At 70.9% G+C, this 25,037-nt stretch carries 22 protein-coding genes; 7 read left to right on the forward strand and 15 right to left on the reverse strand.

All coding sequences use genetic code 11. The features are described 5' to 3' along the window. Positions 1-6 precede the first annotated feature (6 nt). Together ASF89_RS11025 and ASF89_RS11030 are read right to left on the reverse strand one after the other, a co-directional pair. Positions 7-1,164 carry a cystathionine gamma-synthase gene (locus ASF89_RS11025; RefSeq protein ID WP_055795850.1) on the reverse strand — a complete coding sequence of 386 codons (1,158 nt, stop codon included), beginning with the start codon at positions 1,162-1,164 and terminating at the stop codon, positions 7-9. 43 nt (positions 1,165-1,207) lie between these two features. After that, positions 1,208-2,572: a cystathionine beta-synthase gene (locus ASF89_RS11030; RefSeq protein ID WP_055798195.1), complete on the reverse strand. Its 1,365-nt coding sequence runs from the start codon at positions 2,570-2,572 to the stop codon at positions 1,208-1,210. A 231-nt stretch (positions 2,573-2,803) separates the two neighbouring features. On the opposite strand from ASF89_RS11030, the gene ASF89_RS11035 reads away from it, so the two are divergent. Both ASF89_RS11035 and ASF89_RS11040 read left to right on the forward strand, forming a co-directional pair. Continuing rightward, complete coding sequence (locus ASF89_RS11035; protein WP_055795847.1) at positions 2,804-3,472, forward strand: DUF3105 domain-containing protein; 669 nt, start codon at positions 2,804-2,806, stop codon at positions 3,470-3,472. Then, positions 3,469-4,200 (forward strand): DUF305 domain-containing protein, encoded by a 732-nt coding sequence (locus ASF89_RS11040; RefSeq protein WP_055814541.1) that lies wholly within the window; start codon positions 3,469-3,471, stop codon positions 4,198-4,200. Before ASF89_RS11035 ends, ASF89_RS11040 begins: the two co-directional genes overlap by 4 nt. A gap of 31 nt (positions 4,201-4,231) precedes the next feature. On the opposite strand, the gene ASF89_RS11045 is transcribed toward ASF89_RS11040, so the two are convergent. Further along, a complete protein-coding gene (locus ASF89_RS11045; protein WP_055795839.1) occupies positions 4,232-6,100 on the reverse strand; it encodes an ABC transporter ATP-binding protein in 1,869 nt (622 codons plus the stop codon). Positions 6,101-6,298: 198 nt separating this feature from the next. Between ASF89_RS11045 and ASF89_RS11050 the strand changes: the two genes are divergently transcribed. Further along, entirely contained in the window at positions 6,299-7,888 is a 1,590-nt protein-coding gene (locus ASF89_RS11050; protein WP_055795836.1) for a LuxR C-terminal-related transcriptional regulator, read from the forward strand. 45 nt (positions 7,889-7,933) lie between these two features. After that, positions 7,934-9,379: an APC family permease gene (locus ASF89_RS11055; protein ID WP_055814542.1), complete on the forward strand. Its 1,446-nt coding sequence runs from the start codon at positions 7,934-7,936 to the stop codon at positions 9,377-9,379. Positions 9,380-9,502: 123 nt separating this feature from the next. Here ASF89_RS11055 and rplL read toward each other — a convergent pair whose 3' ends face one another. From rplL to ASF89_RS11115, 12 genes are all read right to left on the reverse strand, one after another. Then, positions 9,503-9,886 (reverse strand): 50S ribosomal protein L7/L12, encoded by a 384-nt coding sequence (rplL, locus tag ASF89_RS11060; protein ID WP_055795828.1) that lies wholly within the window; start codon positions 9,884-9,886, stop codon positions 9,503-9,505. 49 nt (positions 9,887-9,935) lie between these two features. Continuing rightward, complete coding sequence (rplJ, locus tag ASF89_RS11065; protein WP_055795825.1) at positions 9,936-10,451, reverse strand: 50S ribosomal protein L10; 516 nt, start codon at positions 10,449-10,451, stop codon at positions 9,936-9,938. 278 nt (positions 10,452-10,729) lie between these two features. Beyond that, positions 10,730-12,283: a cell wall metabolism sensor histidine kinase WalK gene (locus ASF89_RS11070; protein WP_082475067.1), complete on the reverse strand. Its 1,554-nt coding sequence runs from the start codon at positions 12,281-12,283 to the stop codon at positions 10,730-10,732. Next, positions 12,280-13,038: a response regulator transcription factor gene (locus ASF89_RS11075; RefSeq protein ID WP_082475066.1), complete on the reverse strand. Its 759-nt coding sequence runs from the start codon at positions 13,036-13,038 to the stop codon at positions 12,280-12,282. The genes ASF89_RS11070 and ASF89_RS11075 overlap by 4 nt, the downstream gene beginning before the upstream one ends. 187 nt (positions 13,039-13,225) lie before the next feature. Continuing rightward, a complete protein-coding gene (locus ASF89_RS11080; RefSeq protein WP_055814546.1) occupies positions 13,226-14,191 on the reverse strand; it encodes a PD40 domain-containing protein in 966 nt (321 codons plus the stop codon). 17 nt (positions 14,192-14,208) lie between these two features. Further along, positions 14,209-15,222: a sugar phosphate isomerase/epimerase gene (locus ASF89_RS11085; RefSeq protein WP_055795817.1), complete on the reverse strand. Its 1,014-nt coding sequence runs from the start codon at positions 15,220-15,222 to the stop codon at positions 14,209-14,211. A gap of 73 nt (positions 15,223-15,295) precedes the next feature. After that, positions 15,296-16,450 carry a Gfo/Idh/MocA family protein gene (locus ASF89_RS11090; protein WP_369814551.1) on the reverse strand — a complete coding sequence of 385 codons (1,155 nt, stop codon included), beginning with the start codon at positions 16,448-16,450 and terminating at the stop codon, positions 15,296-15,298. After that, the gene (locus tag ASF89_RS11095) at positions 16,447-17,286 is read right to left on the reverse strand and encodes a carbohydrate ABC transporter permease (RefSeq protein ID WP_055795814.1); all 840 of its coding nucleotides are present in this window, start codon (positions 17,284-17,286) and stop codon (positions 16,447-16,449) included. The genes ASF89_RS11090 and ASF89_RS11095 overlap by 4 nt, the downstream gene beginning before the upstream one ends. Next, positions 17,279-18,277, reverse strand: a complete 999-nt coding sequence (locus ASF89_RS11100; RefSeq protein ID WP_082475065.1) for a carbohydrate ABC transporter permease — start codon at positions 18,275-18,277, stop codon at positions 17,279-17,281. The genes ASF89_RS11095 and ASF89_RS11100 overlap by 8 nt, the downstream gene beginning before the upstream one ends. Positions 18,278-18,355: 78 nt before the next feature. Then, positions 18,356-19,681, reverse strand: a complete 1,326-nt coding sequence (locus ASF89_RS11105; protein ID WP_055795810.1) for a sugar ABC transporter substrate-binding protein — start codon at positions 19,679-19,681, stop codon at positions 18,356-18,358. A gap of 185 nt (positions 19,682-19,866) precedes the next feature. After that, complete coding sequence (locus ASF89_RS11110) at positions 19,867-21,030, reverse strand: Gfo/Idh/MocA family protein (protein ID WP_055814549.1); 1,164 nt, start codon at positions 21,028-21,030, stop codon at positions 19,867-19,869. Then, positions 21,027-21,764 (reverse strand): sugar phosphate isomerase/epimerase, encoded by a 738-nt coding sequence (locus ASF89_RS11115; protein ID WP_055814552.1) that lies wholly within the window; start codon positions 21,762-21,764, stop codon positions 21,027-21,029. Before ASF89_RS11115 ends, ASF89_RS11110 begins: the two co-directional genes overlap by 4 nt. 175 nt (positions 21,765-21,939) lie before the next feature. Between ASF89_RS11115 and ASF89_RS11120 the strand changes: the two genes are divergently transcribed. The 3 genes from ASF89_RS11120 to ASF89_RS11130 all read left to right on the forward strand — a co-directional run bounded on the left by ASF89_RS11120 (position 21,940) and on the right by ASF89_RS11130 (position 25,031). Continuing rightward, positions 21,940-23,130, forward strand: coding sequence for an ROK family transcriptional regulator (locus ASF89_RS11120; protein ID WP_055795803.1), 1,191 nt, complete (start codon positions 21,940-21,942; stop codon positions 23,128-23,130). Between the two features lie 60 nt (positions 23,131-23,190). Continuing rightward, positions 23,191-23,904 (forward strand): YqaJ viral recombinase family protein, encoded by a 714-nt coding sequence (locus ASF89_RS11125; protein WP_235484075.1) that lies wholly within the window; start codon positions 23,191-23,193, stop codon positions 23,902-23,904. Positions 23,905-24,053: 149 nt separating this feature from the next. Then, positions 24,054-25,031 (forward strand): NADP-dependent oxidoreductase, encoded by a 978-nt coding sequence (locus ASF89_RS11130; RefSeq protein WP_235476373.1) that lies wholly within the window; start codon positions 24,054-24,056, stop codon positions 25,029-25,031. Positions 25,032-25,037: the final 6 nt, after the last annotated feature.

Consider the following 25,037-nt stretch of genomic DNA (forward strand, 5'->3'; position numbering starts at 1 on the left):
CAGACGTCAGTCGGTCGTCGCGCGGTCGAGAGCCTGCAGCACGTCGGCCAGGAGGTCGTCGACGTCCTCGATTCCGACCGAGAGCCGGACCACGGTCTCGGGCACCTCGAGCTCGGTTCCGCGCACCGACGCGTGCGTCATCTCGGTGGGGTAGCCGATCAGCGACTCGACGCCCCCGAGCGACTCGGCGAGCTGGAAGAGCTCGGTCGACTCGGCGAAGCGACGCGCCACGGCGGGCCCGTCCGCCAGCGAGACGGAGATCATGCCCCCGAAGGCCCTCATCTGCCGGGCCGCGATCTCGTGCCCGGGGTGCGAGGCGAGCCCCGGGTAGTAGACCCGATCGATCGCCGGGTGACCCTCGAGCGTCTCGGCGATCGTGGCCGCGTTCGACGAGTGGCGATCGACCCGGACCCCCAGCGTCTTGATGCCGCGGACGGTCAGCCAGGCCTCCATGGGGGCCGAGACGGCCCCGGCGCCGAACTGCAGGAACCCGATCTTCTCGGCGAGCTCCGCGTCGTCGACGACCACGGCTCCCCCGACGACGTCCGAGTGCCCGCCGATGTACTTGGTCGTCGAGTGGACGACGGCGTCGGCGCCGAGCGACAGCGGCTGCTGCAGGTACGGCGACGCGAAGGTGTTGTCGACGACGACGATCGCGCCGGCGGCGTGACCGATCTCGGCGAGCGCCGTGACGTCGCTGATCTTCATCAGGGGGTTGCTCGGGGTCTCGACCCAGAGGATCGCCGTCTCGCCCGGACGGACCGCGGCGCGGACGGCGTCGAGGTCGGTCATCTCGACGGTCTCGAGCACCACCCCCCACGGCACGTGCAGCCGGTTCACGAGTCGGTGCGTGCCGCCGTAGACGTCGTTGCCCATGACGATGCGCGAGCCCGGACGCAGCACCGACCGCAGCAGGGCGTCCTCCGCGGCGAGGCCGGACGCGAAGCTGTAGGCGTGGCTGCCGCCCTCGAGGTCGGCGAGCAGGGTCTGCAGCGAGTCGCGCGTGGGGTTGGCCGAGCGGGCGTACTCGTAGCCGCCGCGGAACCCGCCGATGCCGTCTTGGACGAAGGTCGACGACTGGTAGATCGGCGGGACGACCGCACCGGTGGTGGGGTCGAAGTCCTGTCCGCTGTGGATGGCGCGGGTGGAGAAGCCGTGGGTCATGCGGGTGTCCTTTCGAGGGGGACGACGGTGCGGGAGGAGGGGGTCAGGCGGACACGAACGCGAGCACGTCGTGCCGGGTGATGACGCCGGCCGGCTTGCCGTCGTCGGTGACCAGCAGCGCGTCGGTGGACTCGAGGGCGGTGCGAGCCGCGGCCACGGACTCGTTGATGCCGATGAGCGGCAGCGGCTCGCCCACGAACCGGGCCAGAGCGTCGCCCATGGTCGCACCGCCGGCGAAGAGGGCCTCGAGCAGCGCCTTCTCTTCGATGGCGCCCACGACCTCGCCGATGACGACGGGCGGCTCCGCCGAGAGCACGGGCATCTGCGAGACCCCGTAGGTGGTCATGATGCCGATGACGTCGTGCACCGTGTCGCTCGGGTGAGCGTGCACCAGCTCGGGCAGCGCTCCGGTCTTCGAGGCGAGCAGATCGCGCACCGTGCGCTCGTCGGTGCTGTCCGAGAATCCGTACGAGCGCATCCAGGCGTCGTTGAAGATCTTGCCGAGGTAGCCGCGTCCGCCGTCGGGCAGCAGGACGACGACGACGTCGTCGGGTCCGAGCTCCCGGGCGACGTCGAGGGCCGCCGCCACGGCCAGCCCGGACGACCCGCCGACGAGCAGGCCCTCCTCACGGGCGAGACGTCGGGTCAGCTCGAACGACCGGGCGTCCGACGCGGCGATGATCCGGTCGACGACGCTCGGGTCGTAGGCGCTCGGCCAGAAGTCCTCGCCGACGCCCTCGAGCAGATACGGGCGGCCGGTGCCGCCGCTGTAGACGCTGCCCTCGGGATCGGCCCCGACGATCTGCACCGCGCCTCCGGAGATCTCCTTGAGGTAGCGGCCGGTGCCGCTGATCGTGCCCCCGGTGCCGACGCCGGCGACGAAGTGCGTGATGCGCCCGTCGGTGTCGCGCCAGATCTCGGGGCCGGTCGTCTCGTAGTGGCTGAGCGGGCCGTTCGGGTTGGCGTACTGGTTCGGCTTGAAGGCCCCGGGGATCTCGCGGGCGAGGCGGTCGGAGACGCTGTAGTACGACTCGGGGCTGGTGGGCTCGACGGCGGTCGGGGTGACGACGATCTCGGCGCCGTAGGCCTTGAGCACGTTCCGCTTGTCTTCGCCGACCTTGTCGGGCAGCACGAAGACGCAGCGGTAGCCCCGCTGCTGCGCGACGAGGGCGAGCCCGACGCCCGTGTTGCCGCTCGTCGGCTCGACGATGGTGCCGCCCGGCTTCAGCAGCCCCTCGCGTTCGGCGGCGTCGATGATGCGCGTGGCGATGCGGTCCTTCGAGGAGCCGCCGGGGTTGAGGTACTCGACCTTGACGAGGACGGTCGCGCTGATGCCCTCCGTCACCTTGTTGAGCTTGACGAGCGGGGTGTTCCCCACGAGGTCGAGGACGGTCTCGGCGTACTTCACGAGGACTCGCATTTCTCCGGCACCGTCGTGGTGTGCGGATCGAGGTGGCGGACGCGGTCGCGGGGGTGGCGAGCCGGCGTCGAGTCTATCCAGCGGCCCTGCGCGTGTTACGGGACGCGACGCCCGTCGTGCACGATGCGCAGACTGTGACCTTCCTCTCAGCGACGCGTGCCAGACAATGGAGGCGACAGTCCGATCCCGCATCGGCCCCTCCGGACGACAGGACCTCACGTGGTCAACGGCAACAACGACAAGCCCTCCGTCAAGCAGCAGCGCGACGCCCGACGCCAAGAGAAGGTCGCGGCGCTCAAGAAGCAGCAGGAGCGAGCCCGCCGCAACCGCCTCATCGGCATCGTGACCGGCTCGGTCGCCGGGCTCGCCGTGATCGGCCTCATCGTCACCTTCGTCGTGACCAGCGGGCAGCCGCGCGAGAACCCGCGCGACATCGTGGTCGAGGGGGCGCAGACCTTCTCGGACCTCACCGCCAACCACGTCACCGGCCCGGTCGACTACGCGCAGACCCCGCCGGCCGGTGGCGATCACAACCAGATCTGGCTCAACTGCGGCGTCTACACCGAGCCCGTGCCGAACGAGAACGCCGTGCACGACCTCGAGCACGGCGCGATCTGGTTCACGTACGACCCCGCCCAGGTGAGCGAGGCCGAGATCGAGGCGCTGCAGGACTTCGCCCCCAGCACCTACGCGGTCGTCTCGCCGTACGAGGGTCTCGACTCGCCGATGTACGTCTCGGCGTGGGGCGCGCAGCTGCCGTTCTCGAACGTGACCGACGACGAGGAGGACGTCTCGGACTTCGTCACGAAGTACTGGAAGTCCGGCGACGCGCCCGAGCCCGGAGCGCCCTGCACCGGCGGCATCGACGGATCCGGCAAGATCGCGTGACCGACTCCGGCGCGACGGGCGGGTCGTCGTCCGACGAGGCCTCCGGTCGCGCCCCGGGCAGGCGGCGCACCCGGGTCGTCGTCGCCGCTGCGCTGACGCTCGTCCTCGTGCTGCTGGTCGGCGTCGCGGTCGGGCGCCTGAGCTCGCCGAACCCGGTGACCCCCGGCACCGAGAGCGTCGAGGCGGGCTTCTCGCGCGACATGCAGGTGCACCACGAGCAGGCCGTGCGGATGGCCATGATCGTCCGCGACCGCACCGACGACCCGGCCACGCGCTCGATGGCCTACGACATGGCTCTGACCCAGTCGCAGCAGGCCGGGCAGATGTTCGCCTGGCTGGAGCTCTGGGGCGTCTCGCAGGCGCCGGCGGAGCCCACGATGACCTGGATGACGCGGCCGACGCTCGACGGCTCGTACGGCGATCACGAGCACACCCCCTCCGGAGGCACGGAGGGCTCCCCAACGCCCGCCGCCCACCAGCCGGGCGGTCGCATGCCCGGGCTCGCCACCGACGACCAGATGGCCGCGCTGCAGGAGGCGAGCGGCGTGGAGGCCGAACGGCGGTTCCTGACCCTGATGATCGCGCATCACCGCGGCGGGGTCGAGATGGCCGACGCGGTGCTGGCGCGCAGCGAGAACCGTCAGGTGCGCGTCTTCGCGACCGGCATGCTGCAGAGTCAGGAGAGCGAGATCGACGCCATGGAGGACATGCTCGCCGAGCGCGAGTGACGCCTCGTGACGAGGGCGCCTCGCCCCCGGCTCAGTCGGCCGCGATCTGCTGCCCGTAGAGCCCGGCGTAGACGCCTCCGAGCGCGACGAGCTCGTCGTGGGTGCCCCGCTCGACCACGCGTCCGGCGTCCACGACGAAGATGACGTCGGCCGACCGCACGGTCGAGAGCCGGTGGGCGATGGCGATGGTCGTGCGGCCGCGGGCGGCGGTGTCGAGGGCCTCCTGGACGACCCGCTCCGAGACCGTGTCGAGCGCACTCGTCGCCTCGTCGAGCACGAGGACGGCAGGGTCCTTCAGCAGGACGCGGGCGATCGCGATGCGCTGCTTCTCGCCGCCGGACAGCCGGTAGCCCCGCTCGCCGACCAGCGTCTCGTAGCCGTCGGGGAACGAGGCGATCGTCTCGTGGATGTTCGCCCGACGCGCCGCGTCGACGAGCTCGTCGTCGGTGGCGCCGGGGCGGGCGTAGCGGAGATTGTCGGCGATCGAGGCGTGGAAGAGGTACGTCTCCTGGCTGACGATGCCGATGTGCTCGATCAGGGACTCCTGGCGCAGCTCGCGGACGTCCGTCCCGGCGAACCGCACCGCGCCTCCTGAGGCCTCGTAGAACCGCGGGATCAGGTACGACACCGTCGTCTTGCCTGCTCCGCTCGGCCCGACGAAGGCCGCGAACCGGCCGGGCTCGATGTCGAACGAGACGCCGTCGAGCGTCTTCTGGCCGGGCTCGGCGTCCGGGTACGAGAACGACACGTCGTCGAACTCGACGCGACCGAGTCGCGTCACGTCGACGTCGCCCGCGGCGGGGTCGTCGTCGATCGCCGGGTGCAGGTCGAGGTACTCGAAGATGCGCGCGAACAGCGCCCCCGAGGTCTGGAGGTCGAGGGCGACGCGCAGGAGGCCCATCAGGGGGAACGTCAGTCGCGCCTGAACGGTCGTGAAGGCCACGATCGTGCCCGCGGTGACCGGGACGTCGCGCAGGATGAGCCAGGCGGCGACCAGGTAGATGATGGCCGGGATGACCGACAGGAAGATCTGCACGACGGCGAAGAACCATTGGCCGCTCATCTGCTGACGCACCTGCAGACCGATCTGCGTGCGGTTCTCGGCCGAGTAGCGCTCGATCTCGGCGCGCTGCTGGTTGAAGCTCTTGGCGAGCAGGATGCCGCTGACGCTCAGGGCCTCCTGCGTGATCGCGGTCATGTCGCTCAGCGACTCCTGCGTCTGGGTGGCGATGCGGGCGCGGACCTGCCCGACCCGGCGCTGCGCCACGACGAGCAGCGGCAGGAGGATGACCGTGACGAGCGTCATCTGCCAGCTGAGCACGAGCATCGACACGAACGCCGCGATGACCGTGACGGTGTTGCCGAGCACGCTCGAGACGGTGTTGCTGAGGACGTTGGCCACGCCACCGACGTCGTTCTGCAGCCGCGACTGGATGACGCCGGTCTTGGTCCGGGTGAAGAAGGCCAGCTCCATCCGCTGCAGGTGCCCGAAGAGCCGGATGCGCAGCGCCCCCATGACCTTGTTGCCGACGGTCGCCGTGAGGAAGGTCTGCCCCACGCCGATGCCGGCCGAGAGCACCCACAGGCCGATCATGGCCCCGACGAGTTCGAGCAGCACGGGGACGTCGGGCCCCCCGTCCGCGAACAGGCCCCGGTCGAACGCCTGCTTGGTCAGCAGGGGCGGCAGCACGCTGATGGCGGCGCCGATGAACACGAGCACGACCGTGACGACGAGCGCCCGCCGGTGCGGCTCGAACAGCGCGCGGATCCGGCGCAGCAGGTGGGGCACGCGCGGGGCCTCGGCGTTGGCCGCCTTCTGAGCCCGCGCGTCGCCGCTCGAGACACGACCGGGTCGCGTTCCGCCGCCGCGCATCCCGCCGCCAGACGCGACGGAGTCCATCCTGCTCATCCGGTCACGGTACGCCGATCCGCATCGGGGTACATGATCGCCCCCATTTCTGGGCTTCATCCCGATATTTCCTCACCGGATGAGCTTCCCGCTCTTAGGATGAGCGCGACGGTTGGTTGACCACCATCCCGACGCCGTATTCCTCGTACCCGACCGAGGAGCCACCCGATGCGGCAGAGGTTAGGACCCGTGAAGACGCCTGACGAGACGGCCGCACCCCCGAGCGCCGAGATGCGACCCGCAGACCACCGTGCTGCCCTCGACGCCATCGAGCGCGCCTGGACGAGCATCGCCCCGCTGCAGGGCGCCCGCCTGCGCGACGCGATCCGCTCGACCCCCGAGGACGAATGGCGGGGCAGACCCCGCATCCTGCTCGCCCTCGCGGCCAGCCACCGCTCGGTCGGCTCCCGCTCCCGGAGCGCCGCCCTCCCCTGGTTCCGAGGCGTCGCGAAGGCGATCGACGCCGACCCCGCGATGTCGCTGGAGGTGCGGGCCGGCTACCACGTGCACCTCGCCGCCACGCTCCGCACGCTCGGGAACCTCGTCGTCGCGCACGAGCACCTCGAGGTCGCCCGCACGATGATCGAGACGGACACCACCGAGTCGATCAGCAGCCGCATCTCGCTCAGCGCGTCGTTCTCGCTGCAGCTCGGTCTGATCCGCATCCACTACGGCGAGTACGACCAGGCGCAGTTCGCCCTGGGTCTCGCCGGCGGCCTCGCCTCCGAGCACCTCAGCCTCGCCGAGCGCGTCGAGTGCCTCTCGGCCCTCGCCCACGTCGCCATGCTGCTCGGCGACTTCCGACTCGCCGACGAGCACCTCGCCGCGGCCACGACCCTCGCCGAGGGGACCGAGCTCATGACGAGCTCGTTCGGCGCGCTCGCCCAGATCACCCGGCTCCAGCTGGCCCTCGACCGCGGTCAGCCCGGCGGGATCCCCGAGCTCATCGACGACGTCCGCCAGGCGACCCGCGGCAACGACTGGGAGGCGCACGGCTGGTTCGCCGAGGCGCACGCCTACCTCGAGGAGGGTCGCTTCATCGAGGTGCTCGATCTGCTGGCGCGCATCACGCGCCTCCTCGACGCCTTCACCGGTCGACCGACGCTGGCCGCGGCGGTCGCCTCGCTGCGGGCCGAGACCATGCGGTGCCTGCAGCAGCCCCAGGAGGCGCGGCGTCTGGCCGCCCCGCTCGTCGCCACCGCACGCCACATCCAGTGCCCGGCCCGCGTGCTGGCGCTCGTGCACCTCGCAGCGGGCGAGCCCGAGGCGGCCCTCGACGCGCTCGAGCCGTGCCTCGTGCTCGGCGATCTGCACAGCGAACGCACCATGCCGCACGTGCACGCCGTCGTCGCCGCGGCGCATCTCGCCCTCGGCGACACGGCCCGCGCGGACATCGCCTTCGACCGGGCGCTCCTCGCCGCCGGCCGGAACGACTCCCGGTGGATGTTCGCCACGCTCCAGGACGACGTGCTGAAGCACCTCCTCGACCGGGCGGCGCACCGCGACCAGCCGGAGGCGATCCGCACGACCCTCGAGCGCCTCCTCGGCTCCTCGGTCGGCGCGGTACCGCGGTTGGACGAGCCGCTGAGCGACCGCGAGCTCGTGATCGTGCGCCACCTCGCGACGGGACAGACCCTCGGCCAGATCGGGAGCCAGCTCTTCATCTCGGTCAACACGGTCAAGAGCCACGTGCGGAGCATCTACCGCAAGCTGCAGGCGTCGTCGCGCCGCGAGGCGATGACGCGGGTGCGCGAGCTCGGACTCCACGTCGACGACTGACCCCGCGGCCCGGGGGCGGCCCCGGGCGCCTGGTAGCCTCTCGCGGTGTCCGAGAACGCCCCCTCCACCGTCAGCCGTCCTCCGCTCGTCGCCCAGCTGAGGCGCCGCAAGCCGCTCGAGGCGTTCGCCGCCGAGAGCGACGACTCGACCGGGGGCGGGCCGCGCCTGCGACGTTCGCTCGGCGTCTGGCATCTGACGGCCATCAGCATCGGGGCCACGCTCGGCACCGGGATCCTCGTCGTCCTGGGCACGGCCGTCCCCCTGGCGGGCCCCGCCGTGTGGATCGCATTCGTCCTGGCAGGCGTCGCCGCCCTGCTCTCGGCTCTGTCGTACGCCGAGATGGCCGGCAGCGTGCCCGTCTCGGGGTCCAGCTACAGCTACGCCTACGCGACGCTCGGCGAGGGTCTGGCGTGGGTGTGCGGGTGGTGCCTCGTGCTCGAGTACGCCGTCTCGGTGGCCGCGGTGGCCGTCGGCGCGGGTCAGTACGTCAACGAGGCGCTCGCCGTCTTCGGCCTGGCGCTGCCCGACGCCATCGCCGAGCCGCCGGGCGCCGGAGGGGTGCTCAACCTGCCGGCCGCCCTGCTCGTGATCATCGCGACCCTCGTGCTCGTCCCCGGTGCCCGCGAGAGCGCCTGGGTGAACACCCTCCTCGTCGTGGTCAAGATCGGCCTGCTCGTCTTCTTCGTCGCCGTCGCGTTCACGGCCTTCAGCGCCGGCAACTTCGAGCCCCTCGCGCCGATGGGCGCCGCCGGGGTCTCGGCCGCGGCATCCCGGCTCTTCTTCTCGTACATCGGCTTCGACGCGGCGTCGACGGCGGGCGAGGAGGCGCGCGATGCGAAGCGCGACCTCCCGCGGGCGATCATCGCCTCGATCGTGATCATCACCGTGCTGTACATCCTCGTCGCGGTCGCCGCGATCGGGGCCCGGCCCTGGCGGACGTTCACCGACGGCGAGGCCTCGCTCGTCACGATCGTGGCGGACATCACCGGGCAGCCGTGGGTCGCGTTCGTGTTCGCCGTGGCGGCCGTGCTCGCCATCGCGAGCGTCGTGCTCACCGTGCTCTACGGCCAGACCCGCATCTTCGTCTCGATGGCCCGCGACGGGCTCGTCCCGAGGGTGCTCGGTCGCATCTCGCCGCGCACGCGGACGCCGGTCGCCGGCACCCTGATCGTCGGCGGGGTGGTCGCCCTGGCCGCGGCCCTCGTGCCGCTCGGCGCCCTCGCCGACGCCACGAGCATCGGCACCCTCTTCGCGTTCGCTCTCGTCAACGTGTCGGTCATCTGGCTGCGCCGCAACCGGCCCGAGCTCGACCGGACGTTCCGCGTGCCGTTCTACCCGGTGGTCCCCCTGCTCGGCTGCGCGTTCTGCGTGCTGCTCATGGTGACCCTCGGCTGGATCACCTGGCTCGCCTTCGCCTTCTGGATGCTGGTCGGCGCCGCCGTCTACCTCGGGTACGGGCGCCGTCACTCGGTGCTCGCCCGCGCCTCCTGAGGGAGGCCCGGGTCGGCTGAGGGAGGCCATGGTCGGCGCAGCCCCGGCCATCGCTGCCTGCCGGGACGGCGAAAGGCGCCACCCCGGAGGGTGACGCCTTTCGTGTGAAGCGGTGAAGCGGGATTACTTGAGGGTGACGGTGGCGCCGGCAGCCTCGAGCTGGCCCTTGGCCTTCTCGGCGGCTTCCTTCGAAGCACCCTCGAGGACGGTGCTGGGGGCGCCGTCGACGACGGCCTTGGCCTCGCCGAGTCCGAGGCTGGTGAGCGCACGGACCTCCTTGATGACCTGGATCTTCTTGTCGCCGGCAGCCTCGAGCACGACGTCGAAGGCGGTCTGCTCTTCGACCTCTTCGGCAGCGGCGGCGGGGCCGGCGGCACCGGCGGCGGCCACGGGGGCAGCAGCGGTGACCTCGAAGACCTCTTCGAACTTCTTCACGAAGTCGCTGAGCTCGATGAGCGTGAGCTCCTTGAAGGCCTCGATCAGTTCGTCCTGCGTGAGCTTCGCCATGGTGTTCTCCTTATGTGTTTTCTGAAGTGTGGGTTCGTGCGACAGCTGTTCAGCTGTCGGCTTCCTGCTTGGCACGCAGCGCCTCGACCGTGCGAACGGCCTGAGACAGCGGTGCCTGGAACAGGTAGGCAGCTCCGAACAGCGAAGCCTTGAAGGCGCCGGCCAGCTTGCCCAGCAGCACCTCCCTGGACTCGAGATCGGCGAGCTGCTTGACCTCGTCTGCCGTGAGGGGGTTACCGTCGAAGTAACCGTTCTTCACGATCAGAGCGGGGTGTGCCTTGGCGAAGTCACGCAGGCTCTTGGCGACGGCGACAGGGTCTCCGTGCACGAAGGCGATCGCAGAAGGTCCGACGAGTTCGTCGTCGAACGAGCTGATTCCGGCGTTGTTCGCCGCGATCTTGCTGAGCGTGTTCTTCACCACGGCGTACGTCGCGTCTGCACTGATGGACTTGCGGAGCTCTTTCAGCTCAGCAACAGTGAGACCGCGGTACTCGGTGAGCAGAACGGCGGTCGAGTCACGGAAGTTCTCCGTGAGCTCGGCGACCGATGCTTCCTTGTTCGCCATGGCTCTCCTAAAACGTGGGTGTGCCGGCAGCCCCCCGGCCTCGATCGGACTGGACGCCTCAGGTCTGAGTTCAGAGTTCTGAGCTCGGGTCTGAGGTGTTCAGCACAAAGAAAAAAGCTCCGGCACAGGGGCACGGAGCTGGATCTCTTCGAGAAGAGGAACGACTTCACACACCTGCGCTGGTCGCTCTCTCTCGAGAACCTTCGGTGATCGTCTGCGAGCAGACGAACACGACCGGCGGTCTTGGGCTCCGTACAGACTAGAGGCAGGAGGCGCGATCACGCAAGTCGCGCCTCCTGCGGCAGTCGGACGGTGAAGACCGCGCCCGCCGGCGAGCTGTCGACCTCGACCAGGCCGCCGTGCGCCTGCACGACGGCCTGCACGATCGCCAGACCGAGACCGGTGGACCCGGCCGACCGCGACCGCGAGCTGTCCGCGCGGGCGAATCGCTCGAAGAGCACCGGCAGGACCCCCGGGTCGATGCCGGGGCCCTCGTCGGCGACGCGCACGACGACCGAGTCGGCCTCGACGGCGAGCGTCACGTGGACCTGGGTCCCCGCCGGCGTGTGCGTCCGGGCGTTGGTCAGCAGATTGGCGACGATCTGGTGCAGTCGCATGCCGTCGCCCGTGACGATCACCGGCTCGTCGGGGACGTCGACGTCGACCGCGTGCGAGGGCCCGGCCACGTGCGCATCGCTCACCGCGTCGAGGACGATGCGGGTGAGATCGACGTCGCCGAGCACGAGATCGCGACCCTCGTCGAGTCGCGCCAGCAGCAGGAGATCCTCGACGAGCGACGTCATGCGGACGGCCTCCGACTCGATGCGTCCCATCGCGTAGACGACGTCGTCGGGCAGATCGGCGTTCATGCGTCGGGTGAGCTCGGCGTAGCCGCGCACCGAGGCGAGCGGCGTCCGCAGTTCGTGCGAGGCGTCGGCCACGAACTGCCGCACCTTGTTCTCGGACTGCTGCCGCGCCTCCAGGGCTCCGGCGACGTGACCGAGCATGCGGTTCAGCGACGCCCCGACCCGACCGACCTCGGTGCGGGTGTCGGTGTCCTGCTCGTCGACGCGTTCGGCGAGCGCGACCTCGCCGCGATCGAGGGGGAGCTCGGCGACGCGGAGGGCCGTGTCGGACATCCGCTCGAGCGGCCGGAGGGCGGATCGGACGACCGCGAAGGCGATCGCGATGGCGACCGCCAGCCCGATGATCGTGACGCCCGCGATGGCGACGACCATGACGGTGATGGTGCGGTCGACGCCGCTGGTCGGCAGACCCACCACGAGGTGGGCCGTCGTCGAGGTCGAGACGAGCGTCCCCTTCTGCGACTCGACGCGGTACGACCCGAGCGAGCCGCCCAGATCGACGGTCGTCGGCTCCGTCCGGCCCTCGGCGTCGACGGGCCGCCCGACCACGCCGGCCAGCGGTTCGTCGAGCTCGGCGAGATCGACCGCCGCCAGCTCGCCGCCGACGGTGATGCGGTAGGCGGCTCTGACCTGCCCGTCGACGACGACCGCCGTCAGCGTTCCCGGGGCCTGACGCGGTCCGTCGAACTCGCCGCCGTCGGGCGTGAGCGACGGCTCGGAGGCGCCCCCGAACGGCGAGGCGGCGCGCGTGGTCGCCCCGTCGAGCTCGCCGTCGAGCTGGTCGACGAGGGAGACCCGCAGCACGAGGACGCTCAGCGAGCCGATCACGACGGTCAGCAGCACGACCAGGGCCACGATGCTGAGGATCAGGCGCTGCCGCAGGGTGAACGGACCGGACGCCCCCGGCAGACGACGCGCCAGGCGTCGCAGGCTCGAACCCGCCCGCGCGGGCAGGGCGTCGCTCACGAAGTCGGCTTGATCACGTAACCCACGCCGCGCACGGTATGGATCATGGGCTCTTCGCCGACGTCGATCTTCTTGCGCAGATACGAGATGTAGATCTCGACGACGCTCGACTTGCCGCCGAAGTCGTAGCTCCAGACCCGATCGAGGATCTGCGCCTTGCTGAGCACGCGGCGGGGGTTCCGCATGAGGAACCTCAGCAGCTCGAACTCGGTCGCGGTCAGCTCGATCTCGCGGTCGCCGCGGTGCACCTCGTAGCTCTCCTCGTCGAGCACGAGGTCGCCGACGACGATGCGCGAGTCGCCCGCCTCGCTGACGGCCGAGGCCGATCGGCGGATGAGTCCGCGGAGGCGGGCCACGACCTCCTCGAGCGAGAACGGCTTGGTGACGTAGTCGTCTCCCCCGGCGGTCAGTCCCTGGACGCGGTCCTCGACGGCGTCCTTCGCGGTCAGGAAGAGGATGGGCGTGTCGTCGCCGGACTGCCGCAGCCGACCGAGCACCTGGATGCCGTCGATGTCGGGCAGCATCCAGTCGAGGACCATCGCATCGGGCTTGAACTCGCGAGCGAGCGTGAGGGCCGTCTGCCCGTCGGAGGCCGCCTTGACGTCCCATCCCTCGTAGCGCAGCGCCATCGAGAGCAGGTCGGTGAGGCTGTTCTCGTCGTCGACGACGAGGACGCGGAGGGGGGTTCCGTCGGCCCGGGTGAGTCGCGGGGCGGAGGCGGTGGCGGGAGTGGTCGTGGTCACGTCTTCCAGTATCGAGAGCTTCCTATGAGCGGACTGTGACGTGCCGATGAAGGCGCCGTGTCCGTCTCATGACCGCCTCATAGACGGGCGACAGGGGCCGGACGACGCGGCTCCCTGACGTCGGCGGCGCGGGCCACCCGTCCGTCGCCGCCTGCAGCTCACCGCCGGGCGCGTGCGCGAGATCCGAGCGACGGTCCGGTCACCCGAGGGGGTAGGCGGCGCAGGCGAAGCGGCTCGAGTCGGGGCTCCAGCCCGGCACGTTGATCGTGCCCTGGCCGCCGAGCACCGCGAGGACGTCCTGCGGCGTCGCCCCCGGCTCGGGCAGGCCGTCGACGCCGAGCGGGAGGGTGCGCAGCACGACGTCGCGGTTCTCGGGATGGCCGAGCGTCCCCGGCTCGAACGAGACGTAGAGCAGCGTGCGACCGTCGGGCGACACGTGCGGGAACCAGTTCACCCGCTCGTCGTGCGTCACCTGCACGGCGTCGGAGCCGTCGAGACCCGCCCGGAACAGCTGAGCGTGACCGGCGAGTCCCCCGGAGGCCCGCTCCGAGTTGAACCACAGCCGGGAGCCGTCGGGCGAGAACCCGGCGCCGTCGTCGGGGTGCTCGTCGTCCGTGACGGGGGTGGTCGCCCCGTCGGCGATCGCGACCAGGGCGACGTTCGTGCGCCAGGCGACCCGCGCCTCCTCGACTCCGGGGTCGGCGACCGGCGCGGGCAGCGCGCCCACGATCATGCTCAGCGTGCGACCGTCGGGCGAGACCCCGTGCAGGTAGTTCTTGTGGTTGCGGCCCTCGGGGTGCGGGGCGGTGACTCGGCGGGCCGACTCCCCCTCGGGCACGCCGTCCCAGGGCACCTCGTACACGTGCCCGTCGCGAGCGCTGACGAAGACGGCCGACCCGTCGGGCGCGATCACGTGGTCGTTGTTGATCTCGGGCACGTCGCCGAGCGGCACGGACTCGAGAGCGGTCTCGTCGACGCCCCGGGCGTCGGCGGGCAGGCGCCAGAGCAGACCGTCGCCGTTGACGACGAGCCACCGGCCGTCGGGGCTCCAGTTGGGCGCCTCGACCAGCACCGTCCGGCTCTCGAAGACGGTCTCGGTCGCGCGGGTCGCGGGGTCGACGATCAGCAGACGGCAGAGCTGACCGGGGAGGAGGGTGCGGGGCATGCGTCGGGTCTCTCGGGCTACTGGTTCGAGAAGGCGGAGTCGAAGGAGGCGGTCGGCCGCTTCCAGAGCAGGGAACGGATGTGGGCGAGCGCCTCGGGCGCCCCGTGCAGGCGGTCCATGCCGGCGTCCTCCCACTCGATCGAGATGGGGCCCGCGTACCCGATGGAGTCGAGGGCGCGGAAGGCGTCCTCCCAGTTCATGTCGCCATGACCGGTCGACACGAAGTCCCAGCCCCGCCGGGGGTCGCCCCAGGGCAGATGCGAGCCGAGCACGCCCGACCGACCCGAGGGGGGCTTGATGCGCGTGTCCTTGCAGTCGACGTGGTAGATCCGGTCGGCGAAGTCGGTGATGAAGCCGACGGTGTCGACGCCCTGCCAGAGCATGTGCGACGGGTCCCAGTTGAAGCCGAACGCCTGCCGGTGCTCGATCGCCTCGAGAGCGCGGACGCTCGTCCAGTGGTCGTACGCGATCTCGCTCGGGTGCACCTCGTGCGCGAACCGGACGCCCTCGGCGTCGAAGACGTCGAGGATGGGATTCCAGCGGTCCGCGAAGTCCTGGTAGCCGGCGTCGATCACGGCGGCCGGCACCGGCGGGAACATCGCCACGTAGGGCCAGATCTTCGAGCCGGTGAAGCCGACGACGGTGTCGACGCCCATCTTGCGGGCCACCCGGGCGGCGCGCTTCATGTCCTCCGCAGCGCGCCGGCGGACCCCTTCGGGCTCGCCGTCGCCCCAGGTCGACGGACGGACGATCGCCTGATGCCGGAAGTCGATGGGATCGTCGCAGACGGCCTGGCCGGTGAGGTGGTTCGAGATCGCCCAGACCCGCAGCCCGTGGCGGTCGAGCACCTCGAGGCGCGACCGCAGGTAGGCGTCGTCCTCGTCCGCCCGCTCGAGGTCGAGGTGGTCGCCCGACGCGGCGATCTCGAGCCCGTCGTAGCCCCAGCCCGCCGCGAGCGCCGCGACCTCCTCGAACGGCAGGTCGGCCCACTGGCCGGTGAACAAGGTGACGGGGCGGGAGCTCTCGGTCATGGGTCCTTCTCGGTGGGGGTGGATGTCAGGAGGCACGGGAGGGGCCGCGGAGGACGATGCGGACGGCGATCCGTCAGGTCACGTCGACCCACGACCGGCTCGCGGCGGAGTCGAGCACCGCTTCGGTCACGCGGGCGGCCCGGAGCCCGTCCGCGAACGTCGGCAGCCCTTCGGGCGCACCGCCCCGCACGGCGTCGTGAGCGTCGCGGACGAATCCGGCGAACGCGTCGACGTAGCCCATCGGATGCCCGGCCGGCACGGTCGACAGCCGGGCGGCGTCGGGCGAGAGCCGGGCGGTGTCCCGCGGGACGAGTCGCGTGCCCGAACGGCGTCCGACCCAGAGGGTCTCGGGCTCCTCCTGCGAGAACTCGAGGCTCTCGGCCGTGCCCGAGACGTCGAGCAGGAGGCGGTTCTTCCGACCCGGGGCGACCTGCGACACGAAGAGGGTGCCGATGGCCCCGCCGACGGTCTCGAAGACCACGGCCGCCTCGTCCTCCGTGTCGACCCGGCTGCCGCCGCGGTCGGCGTGCACGCGGTTGGTGGTCGAGGTCAGTCGCGCCAGCGGGTCGCCGGCGACGAACTCGATGAGGTCGACCAGATGGCTGCCGATGTCGGCGAAGGCGCGCGACGGGCCGCCGGCCGCGGAGTCCACCCGCCAGTCGACGTCGTCGCGCTCGAGCAGCCAGTCCTGGAGGTACGACCCGCGGATGCTGAGCACGCGGCCCGCCTCGCCCGCGGCGACGCGAGCACGCGCCTCCCGCACCATGGGGTGGTAGCGGTAGACGAAGGGCACGGCCCCGACGAGGCCGTTCGCCGCTGCGGCCTCGACCATCGCCTCCGCCTCGCCGGTCGACGTCGCCAGAGGCTTCTCGCACACCACGTGCTTGCCGGCCGCGAGCGCGGCGAGCGCCACGGGCGCGTGCGTCGCGTTCGGCGAGCAGACGTGGACGACGTCGACCCGGGGGTCGTGCACGAGGTCGTCGACGCTCTCGTGGGCGGTGCCGACGCCGAGGTCGCCGGCCGCCCGGGCGGCGCTGGCGGGGCTCGACGACGCGAGGGCCACCACCTCGGCACCGGCCGACCGGGCCGCACCGGCGTGGACGCGGGCCATGAACCCGCCGCCCACGATGCCGATGCGCAGCGGCACGACCCGACCCGCGCCTCCTGAGCGGGAGGCCGGAGCGGAGACGGCGAGACCGGCCGCCGCGGCCCCGCCCGGGTCGGTCACTTCACGGCCCCCGACGAGAGTCCGGTGATCAGGTGTCTCTGCACGAGCATGAAGCCTATGAGAACCGGCAGCGACACGACGACCGAGGCGGCCATGAGCTGGTTCCAGTAGACGTCCTGCTGCGATGCGTAGGCCCGGAGGCCGATGGACAGGGTGCGGGTGTCCTTGCTCGTCAGGACGGAGGCGAACAGCACCTCGCCCCACGCCGTGATGAAGGCGTAGACGGCCACCGCGATGATGCCCGGCTTGGCGACCGGGATGATGACGCGGAACAGGGCGCCGAGACGACCCGTGCCGTCGATCATCGAGGCCTCCTCCAGCTCCTTCGGGATCGAGGCGAAGTACCCCGTGAGCATCCAGATCGAGAACGGCAGCGAGAACGTCATGTACGTGATGATCAGACCGATGTAGCTGCCCGTCAGCTGGACCCCCACCGTGCGCTGGATCTGCACGAAGATGAGGAACAGCGGCAGGAGGAACAGGATGCCGGGGAACATCTGCGTCGACAGCACGACGAGGCTGAAGCTGCGCTGCCCGCGGAACCGCAGGCGGGCCAGAGCGTAGGCGGCCAGGACCGCCATCGCCACCGACAGGATCGTCGCCGACACCGTCACGATGAGACTGTTCTTGAAGTACGTCGCCAGGGGCACCGTCTGCCAGATCTGGATGTAGGGCTCGAGGGTCACCCGCGAGGGGATCCAGGTGAACAGGCCCTGCACGTCGGCGAGCGGCTTGATCGACGTCGTGAGGACGACGTACAGGGGCACGACGACGACCAGCGACAGGAAGGCGAGCCCGAAGAACCGGAAGATCTTGAAGCCGCGGGTCTCAATCATTGTCGTTCTGTCCCTTCGGGAGAACCATGCGGATGTAGAACGCCGAGGCGATCAGCAGGACGATCAGCAGCATGACGCTCATGGCGCCGCCGAGACCGAAGTTCCAGTTGTTGAACGACTGCTGGTAGATCAGCGGCGAGATGAGCGTCGCCTGCTCGGGCGACGCGGGGCCGAAGAGCACGTACGGCACGTTGAACTGGTTGAAGATCCAGAGGCTCATGATGAGCAGGAGCACCGCGTTGGCGGGCTTCACCATCGGCAGCGTGATCTGGGTGAACTGCTTCCAGAGGCTGGCGCCGTCGAGACTGGCGGCCTCGTAGACGTCGCCGGGGATGTTCTGCAGCGCCGCCAGCAGCATCAGGAACGCGAAGGGCCAGAACTGCCAGGCGGTCACGATGACGATGGCCCAGAACGAGTTGCCCCCGAGCAGCCAGAACGGGCGGTCCTGGAGGATGCCGAGGTCGTCGACCAGGAACCGGTTGATGGCTCCGTCGCGCTGGTTGAACATGAAGGCCCAGGCGATCGTCCCGACGTAGGACGGCAGCGCGTAGGGCACCAGGAAGAGGGTGCGGAGGATCCCCCGGCCCTTGAACGAGCTGGTCAGCAGCACCGCCCCCAGCATGCCCATGCTCCAGGCGATCGCGACGACGATCACGGTGAAGAGCAGCGTCCGCCCGAGCGCCCCGTAGAGCTGCGCCGCGATCGGCGAGCTCGGGTCGAGCGCGGTGACGAAGTTCTGCAGCCCCACGAAGGGGGCGTTGACCCAGTTCGCGATGCTCAGCTGGTTGAGCGTGATGAAGGCGATCCAGATTCCGAGCACCATCGGGACGATGTGGACGAGCAGCTCGGCCAGGGCGGCCGGCGTCACCAGGAGGTACGCCAGGGGCGAGCGGTGCCTCTTGCGTCTGACGGGCTCGATCGGAGCCTGCTGATGCGGATCGGGCGGCGTGTCCTTCTCGGACGTCGCGGGGGGCAGGACGTTGACGGTCATGAGGGTCCTCTCGGGGCCTCGGCCGGGGCGGCCGGTCGTCGATCGACCGGCCGCTCCGACCTGCAGCGGTGGGACGGGCTACTGACCCGAGCTCATCTGGCTGTTCGCGTCCTCGAGGGCCGACTTCACGTCGTCCTCGCTGACGGAACCGCCCTGGGCAGCGGTGGCGAGGAGTCCCTTGACGGCGGTGCCGACCAGGGTCTCCATCTGTCCCTCCGAGGGGAAGAGGGGCATCGGCTGGGCGTGGTCGGCGAGCGTGACCTGCTTCAGCTTGATGGTCTCCGACTGGAACGCCGGGTCGTCGTACGCGCTGGTGACGACGGGCAGCGAGCTGAACGACTGGTTCAGGTAGACCTGCTCCTCGTCGCTCGTGAGGTGCTTGACGAAGTCGATCGCCGCATCCTTGTTGTCCGAGTTGTCGAAGACGCTGATGTTGATGCCGGCGACGTGGCTCTGCGTGCCGAGCAGACCCGTCGCGTCGGCGCTCTCCATCGGCACCGGTGCCGCGGCGTAGTCCGTGAAGTCACGGGCTGCGAGGTTCGCGTCGGGCGCCTGGTCGAAGAACATCGCGGCCTGACCGTCGGCGAAGGTCGCCGCCATGTCGGAGCCGTTGACGCTCTCGGCGTCGGAGGGCGAGACCACCTTGTCGACGGCCATGAGGTCGACCCACTGCTTGACGCCCGCGACGACGCCGTCGTTCGCGAAGTCGGGCTCGCCGCTGTCGTCGTACAGGGCCCCGCCGTTCTGCAGACCACGGACGAACGCCTGGTGCGAGTTGTTCGAGATGCTCGAGCCCGCCATCGTCACGCCCCACTGGTCGATCTCGCCGTCGCCGTCGGTGTCGATGGTCAGCTTCTTGGCGTCCTCGACGAACTCGTCCCATGTGGCGGGCGGGTCGGTGATCCCGGCCGCCTCGAACATGGCCGTGTTGTAGTACAGCGAGTACGAGAGCCCGTAGAGCGGCACCGACGTCGGAGCCTGCCCCTCCGCGCCACCGGTCGCGAAGCTGGACTGCACGAAGCGGTCCTGCCCGCCGACGGCCTCGAGCGGGTCGCCCTCCCACGGGACGAACGCGCCGCTCGACTGCAGCGACACCGCCCACGTGTTGCCGATGTTCAGCACGTCGGGGCCCTCGCCGCTCGACACGGCGGTGAGGATGCGGTTGTAGAGGTCGGACCACGGGATGACCTCGAGCTCGACCTCCACCCCGGTCTCCTCGGTGTAGCGGTCGATGGACTCCTGGAGGATCTCCGCGTCCTTCTCGACCGTGGGGGCCTGGTTGCTGGCCCAGTACGTGATCGTCTTGCTGTCGCCGTCGCCGCCTGAGGCGGAGCAGGCGGTCATCGACCCTGCGGCCACGACTCCTACGGCCAGTGCTGCGATCCAACGGGTCTTCTTCGTCATGACTTCTCCTGGTGTCTCATCTTCGAGATTTCTCTTCATCGAGTAGGGAGGGTGCTGATGGTGCTGTGCGTCTCTGGTGCTGTGCGTCGGTGGTGCGGTCTGTGGGGCGGGAGGTGCTGCGACCCGGGCCCCCGGGTGCCTGTCTCGTCGTCGAGGGGCACCCGGGGCCGGGCGTCGGCGCCGGTTCAGCCGAGGGTCGCGACCGAAGGGTCCCAGTCCTCCGGCAGCTCGGGTGTCGGTTCGAGGGTCGAGTCGACGACGACGCCCTCGTGGCGCTCGGCCGACTCGGCGAGCGAGACCATGACGTCGAGCACGTGGAACGCGAGCTCGCCGGGCACCCGCTCGCGTCGACCGCCGCGGATCGCCTGCGCCAGCTCGGCGACGCCGGTGCCGCGGGTGAAGGTCGACCCGCTCGACGGGACGACCGTCGGCTCGTCGGAGCCGGTGTGCACGAGCGTGTCGCCCTCGAACTCGTTCGGATCGGGGAACACCGCCGTGCCCTCGGTGCCGGCGATCTCGACGAAACCGGCCCGGGCGAGCTTGGAGTCGAAGCTGAAGACGGCCTGCGCGCTCGCACCGCTCTCGAACTCGAGCAGGGCGCTGATGTGCGTGGGCACCTCGACGGGGAACACGGTGCCCGCCTTCGGGCCCGAGCCGATCGTGCGGGTGTCGCGGGCCTTCGACGAGGTCGCGGTGACCTTCGCGACCGGGCCGAAGACCTGCACGAGCGTGGTCAGGTAGTACGGGCCGACGTCGAACATCGGACCGGCGCCGTAGGCGAACAGGAACTCGGGACTCGGGTGCCACGACTCGGGGCCGGGCACCTGGAACAGCGCCAGCCCGGTGAGCGGCGTGCCGATGTCGCCGCGGCGGACGACGCGGAGACCCGTCTGGAGTCCGGCGCCGAGGAACGTGTCCGGGGCCACTGCCACCCGCACGCCGGCCTCCTTCGCCGCGGCGAGCAGTCGCGCCCCGCTCTCGCGGTCGAGCGCGTAGGGCTTCTCGCCCCAGACGTGCTTGCCGGCTGCGACGGCCTTCAGCGCCACGTCGACGTGCGCGGCGGGGATGGTGAGGTTGACGACGATCTCGACCTCCTCCACGGCGAGCAGCTCGTCGACCGAGCCGCTGGCGGGCACGCCCCACTTCTCCGCCTGCGCCGCGGCGCGGGCCTCGTCGATGTCGGCGATGAAGAGCACCGTCAGGTCGGGGAACCGGGTCAGATTGCCGAGGTACTGGTCGCTGATGACGCCGGCGCCGATGACGCCGACTCCGACCGATCCCGTCTTCGCCGCGCGGGCGGGGGCCGCCGAGGAGGCGCTGGTCGTCGAGGTCGTGTCGGTGGCGGTCATGCGCGCACCCCGTCCAGGAAGGCGAAGCTCTGCTCGAGCGCCGTGAACACGTCGCCGGCGTGGTCGTCGAGCTCGACCACCGCGAGCGCCTGGGGGGCGGCCCGGAGGATGTCGCGCACGGGCATCGTGCCGCGCCCGACGGCCACCTGCTCGGTGTCGTCCTTGGTCTTGGGGCCGTCCTTCACGTGGAGGAACCGCACCCGGTCGCCCAGGCGGGCGAGCAGCTCGGCCGCGTCCACGCCGCCGACCTCGACCCAGTAGGTGTCGACCTCGAGCACGACCTCGGGCGGCAGCGCCGCGCCGAGGACCTCGAGCGCCGGGGTGCCGTCGATGAGGTTCTCGAGCTCGAAGGCGTGGTTGTGGTACCCGACGGTGAGACCGTGCGCGCTGGCCGCCTCGGCGATCTCGCCGAGCTCGGCGGCGACGGCCTCGACGTCCTCCCGGGTGATCCACCGGGTCTCGTCGATGTGCGGGTCGATGATCGTCCCGACGCCGAGTCGCACGGCAGCCGCGAAGACGGGCTCGAGATCCTGGCCGACGAGCTTGGCGTGGGCGCTCGGCGCGGTGAGGCCGGCGGCGGGGAGCGCCTCGGCGTACTCGTCCACGCGTTCGACGAACCCCCAGGGTTCCACCTGCGTGTAGCCGATGCTCGCCAGACGGCTGAGCGTGCCGGGGAGGTCGGCCGCGATGGCGTCCCTGACCGTGTAGAGCTGGACCGAGATCGGTGATGTCACCTGATGGACTCCTCGTCGAGTGGTGGTGGCGTCGGCGGAACCACCCCCGTTCGGGAGTCGATCGCCGGTGATCGAGACTCACCATAGGACCGCTTCTGTCGACGCGCAAGCAAAAGTCGACGGAAATCGACGAGCTTGTCTCGATCGTCACCTCTGCCTGTGCTTTACTGCTCCCATGCCCGATTCGACGCGGTCGTCGGCTCTCGGGAGCGCGGGGGCCAGCGAGCTCTTCCAGCTGCTCCGCGACGGTCGTCCGCGCACCCGCGCCGAGCTGGCGAGCATGACCGGCCTCGCCCGATCGACCATCGGCCTCCGGCTCGACGCCCTCATCGAGCTCGGCCTCGTCGGCCCCTACGCCGACGCCGTGTCCACCGGGGGGCGTCCTCCCTCGCGCGTCGCCCTAGTGCCGTCGGCGCGCGTGGTGCTGGGAGCCGACTTCGGCGCCGGCCACCTGAACGTCGCCCTGACCGACCTCATGGGCGTCGAGCTCGCGGTGCTCCGCACCGAGATCGACATCGCCGACGGCCCCGAGAGCGGTCTCACGGCCCTGCTCACCGCCGCCGACACGCTCCTGTCGGGCTACGGCCGAGACCGTGACGATCTCATCGGCGTCGGCATCGGACTCCCCGGACCGGTGCAGTTCAGCACCGGTCGACCCGTCAACCCGCCGATCATGCCCGGCTGGGACGGCTTCGACGTGCCCGGCTGGGTCAGGCGCCATCTCGACGTGCCCGTGCTCGTCGACAACGACGTGAACATCATGGCCCTCGGCGAACGGGGCCATGCGTTCCCCGACACCGACCACTTCCTGTTCGTCAAGGTCGCCACGGGCATCGGCTCGGGCATCATCTCGGGCGGACGCCTGCAGCGGGGCGCGCAGGGCATCGCGGGCGACATCGGGCACGTCCAGATCCCCCGCGGCGCGGGCATCGCCTGCCACTGCGGCAACGTCGGCTGCCTCGAGGCCGTGGCGTCGGGGCCCGCGATCGCCCGGTCGCTCCGCGCCTCGGGGCTCGACGTCGCCGGCGGACGGCAGGTGATCGACCTGGTGCGGCGGGGCGACATCGACGCCATCCAGGCGGTGCGTCAGGCGGGTCGCGACCTCGGCGAGGTGCTCACCGCCTGCGTGAACGTCATCAACCCGTCCGTCATCGCCATCGGCGGCTCGATGGCCCAGGCGGGCGAGCATCTGATCGCCGGAGTGCGCGAGATCGTCTACACGCGGTCCATGCCGCTCGCCACCGAGCATCTGAGCATCGTGCAGTCCCGCTCGGGCGACCGCGCGGCCATGATCGGCGCCAGCATGCTCGCCATCCACCACGCGCTCTCCCCCGCCGCCATCGACGAGCTCGCCGCCCTGGTCTGACGGCGGCGACACGGGGCCGCCCCGGTCGACCGACGCAGCCGGACGAGGGACAATGGAGCCATGACCGTCGTCCAGCCCATGCTCTCGCTGTGGGACGACGACGAGACCGAGCCCGCGCCTCCTCGGCCTCCCCGCCGGCCCGCGCACGAGACCCGCGTGCTCGCCGACTCGACCGATCGCATCGCGTGGCTGCGAGCCCGCAGTCAGGGCATCACCGCCACCGACGTCGCGAGGCTCTCGAGCCCGAAGGCCGTGCAGGCCGTCGTGCTCGACAAGCTCTACGGCAACGGCTTCGGCGGCAACGCCTACACCGACCACGGTCGCGCCCGCGAGCCCGAGATCGCCCGCTGGGTGCTGAACGAGCACGGCATCGCGCCCAGCTCGAAGCTGTTCCACGCGGCCGACCAGCGGCGCCACCTCGCCACGCCCGACGGGGTCGCCGTCCGCGACGACGGCCGCGTCGAGCTGTGCGAGATCAAGACGACCAAGAAGGCCTGGACGAGCATCCCCCGCACGTACCTGCGCCAGGTCTTCTGGCAGCAATACGTGCTCGGCGCCGAGCGGACCCTCGTCGTCTGGGAGCAGCACCTCGACTTCGTGCCCGTCGACGAGGTCCCCCTCAGCCGCTGGGTCGATCGAGACGACGACGAGATCCACCGCCTGGTGGTGCTCGCGGACCACGTGCTCGACACGCTGGCACGGCAGGCGCCCGTCGACCCGTTCGCCCTCGGCCGCCGGGCGTACGAGCCTCCGCCCTACGACCCGCTGCGCTGAGCGCGGCTCGTCGTCGACGGCGGCGATAGTTCTCCGACCAGTGACACCGGCGAAACACGGCCGACTCACGCCCCCCGTTTACTGGTGGGATCCCGGGGGGCCGTCGTGCGCCACCTGCGCAGCGCTCGCCCCGGGGTCGAGGGAGAGCGATGACGACGACGATGGCGACGACGACGATGCGCGCGATGGTGATCGACGGGACGGGCGGCGCGGATCGGATCGTCGCCCGCGACGTCCCCCGGCCGCAGCGCGTGGGCAACGAGGTGCTGATCGAGGTGGTCGCCGCGGGGGTCAACCGCTGCGACGAGGAGGCGCGCGAGGGTCGAGGGGACGGCGTCGTCCTCACCGGTCCCCCATCCGTCCCGGGGCACGACTTCAGCGGCGTCGTCGTCGAGACGCCCTACGCCGCGCACCCCCTCCGCGTCGGCGACGCCGTCTACGGCATGACGGCGTTCCCCCGAGGAGGCGGCAGCTACGCCCCGTTCGTCAGCGTGCCCGCGCAGTCGGTCACCCGCAGACCCGCCACGCTCTCGCACGTCGAGGCCGCCGGGGTGCCCCTCGCGGCGCTGTCCGCCTGGGGCATGATCGTCGACCTCGCCAAGGCGCACGAGGGGCAGCGGATCCTGATCCACGCCGCCGCCGGGGGCGTCGGGCACTTCGCCGTCCAGTTCGCGTCGTACTTCGGCGCCCATGTCGTCGCGACCGGGTCGGGGAGGAACTCGTCGTGGCTGCGCGAGCTCGGCGCTGCCGAGGTGGTCGACTACTCGGCGGCCGAGTTCGACCGCACGGTGCGCGACATCGATGTCGTCGTGGACCTGCTCGACGACGAGGACGTCGCGCGGCGCTCGCTCTCGGTCCTGCGCCCCGGGGGGCTGCTCGTGCACGCGCCGACGGCGAGCTGGGATGCCGTCGCCGCGATGGCCGCCGATCTCGGCGTGCGGGCGACCGGGTTCGCGGTGACCCCGGACGCCGCGGCGCTGGCCGTCGTGTCGCGACTGCTCGACTCGGGCGACGTCCGCGTGTACATCGACGACGTCTACGACCTCGCCGACGCCGCGGACGCCCAACGGAGACTCGCCCAGGGCCACACCCGGGGGAAGCTGGTGCTGCGCGTCGCCGACGAGTGAGGCGGG

It is taken from the genome of Frigoribacterium sp. Leaf172, assembly GCF_001424285.1.
In the GTDB taxonomy this organism is placed as follows: domain Bacteria; phylum Actinomycetota; class Actinomycetes; order Actinomycetales; family Microbacteriaceae; genus Frigoribacterium.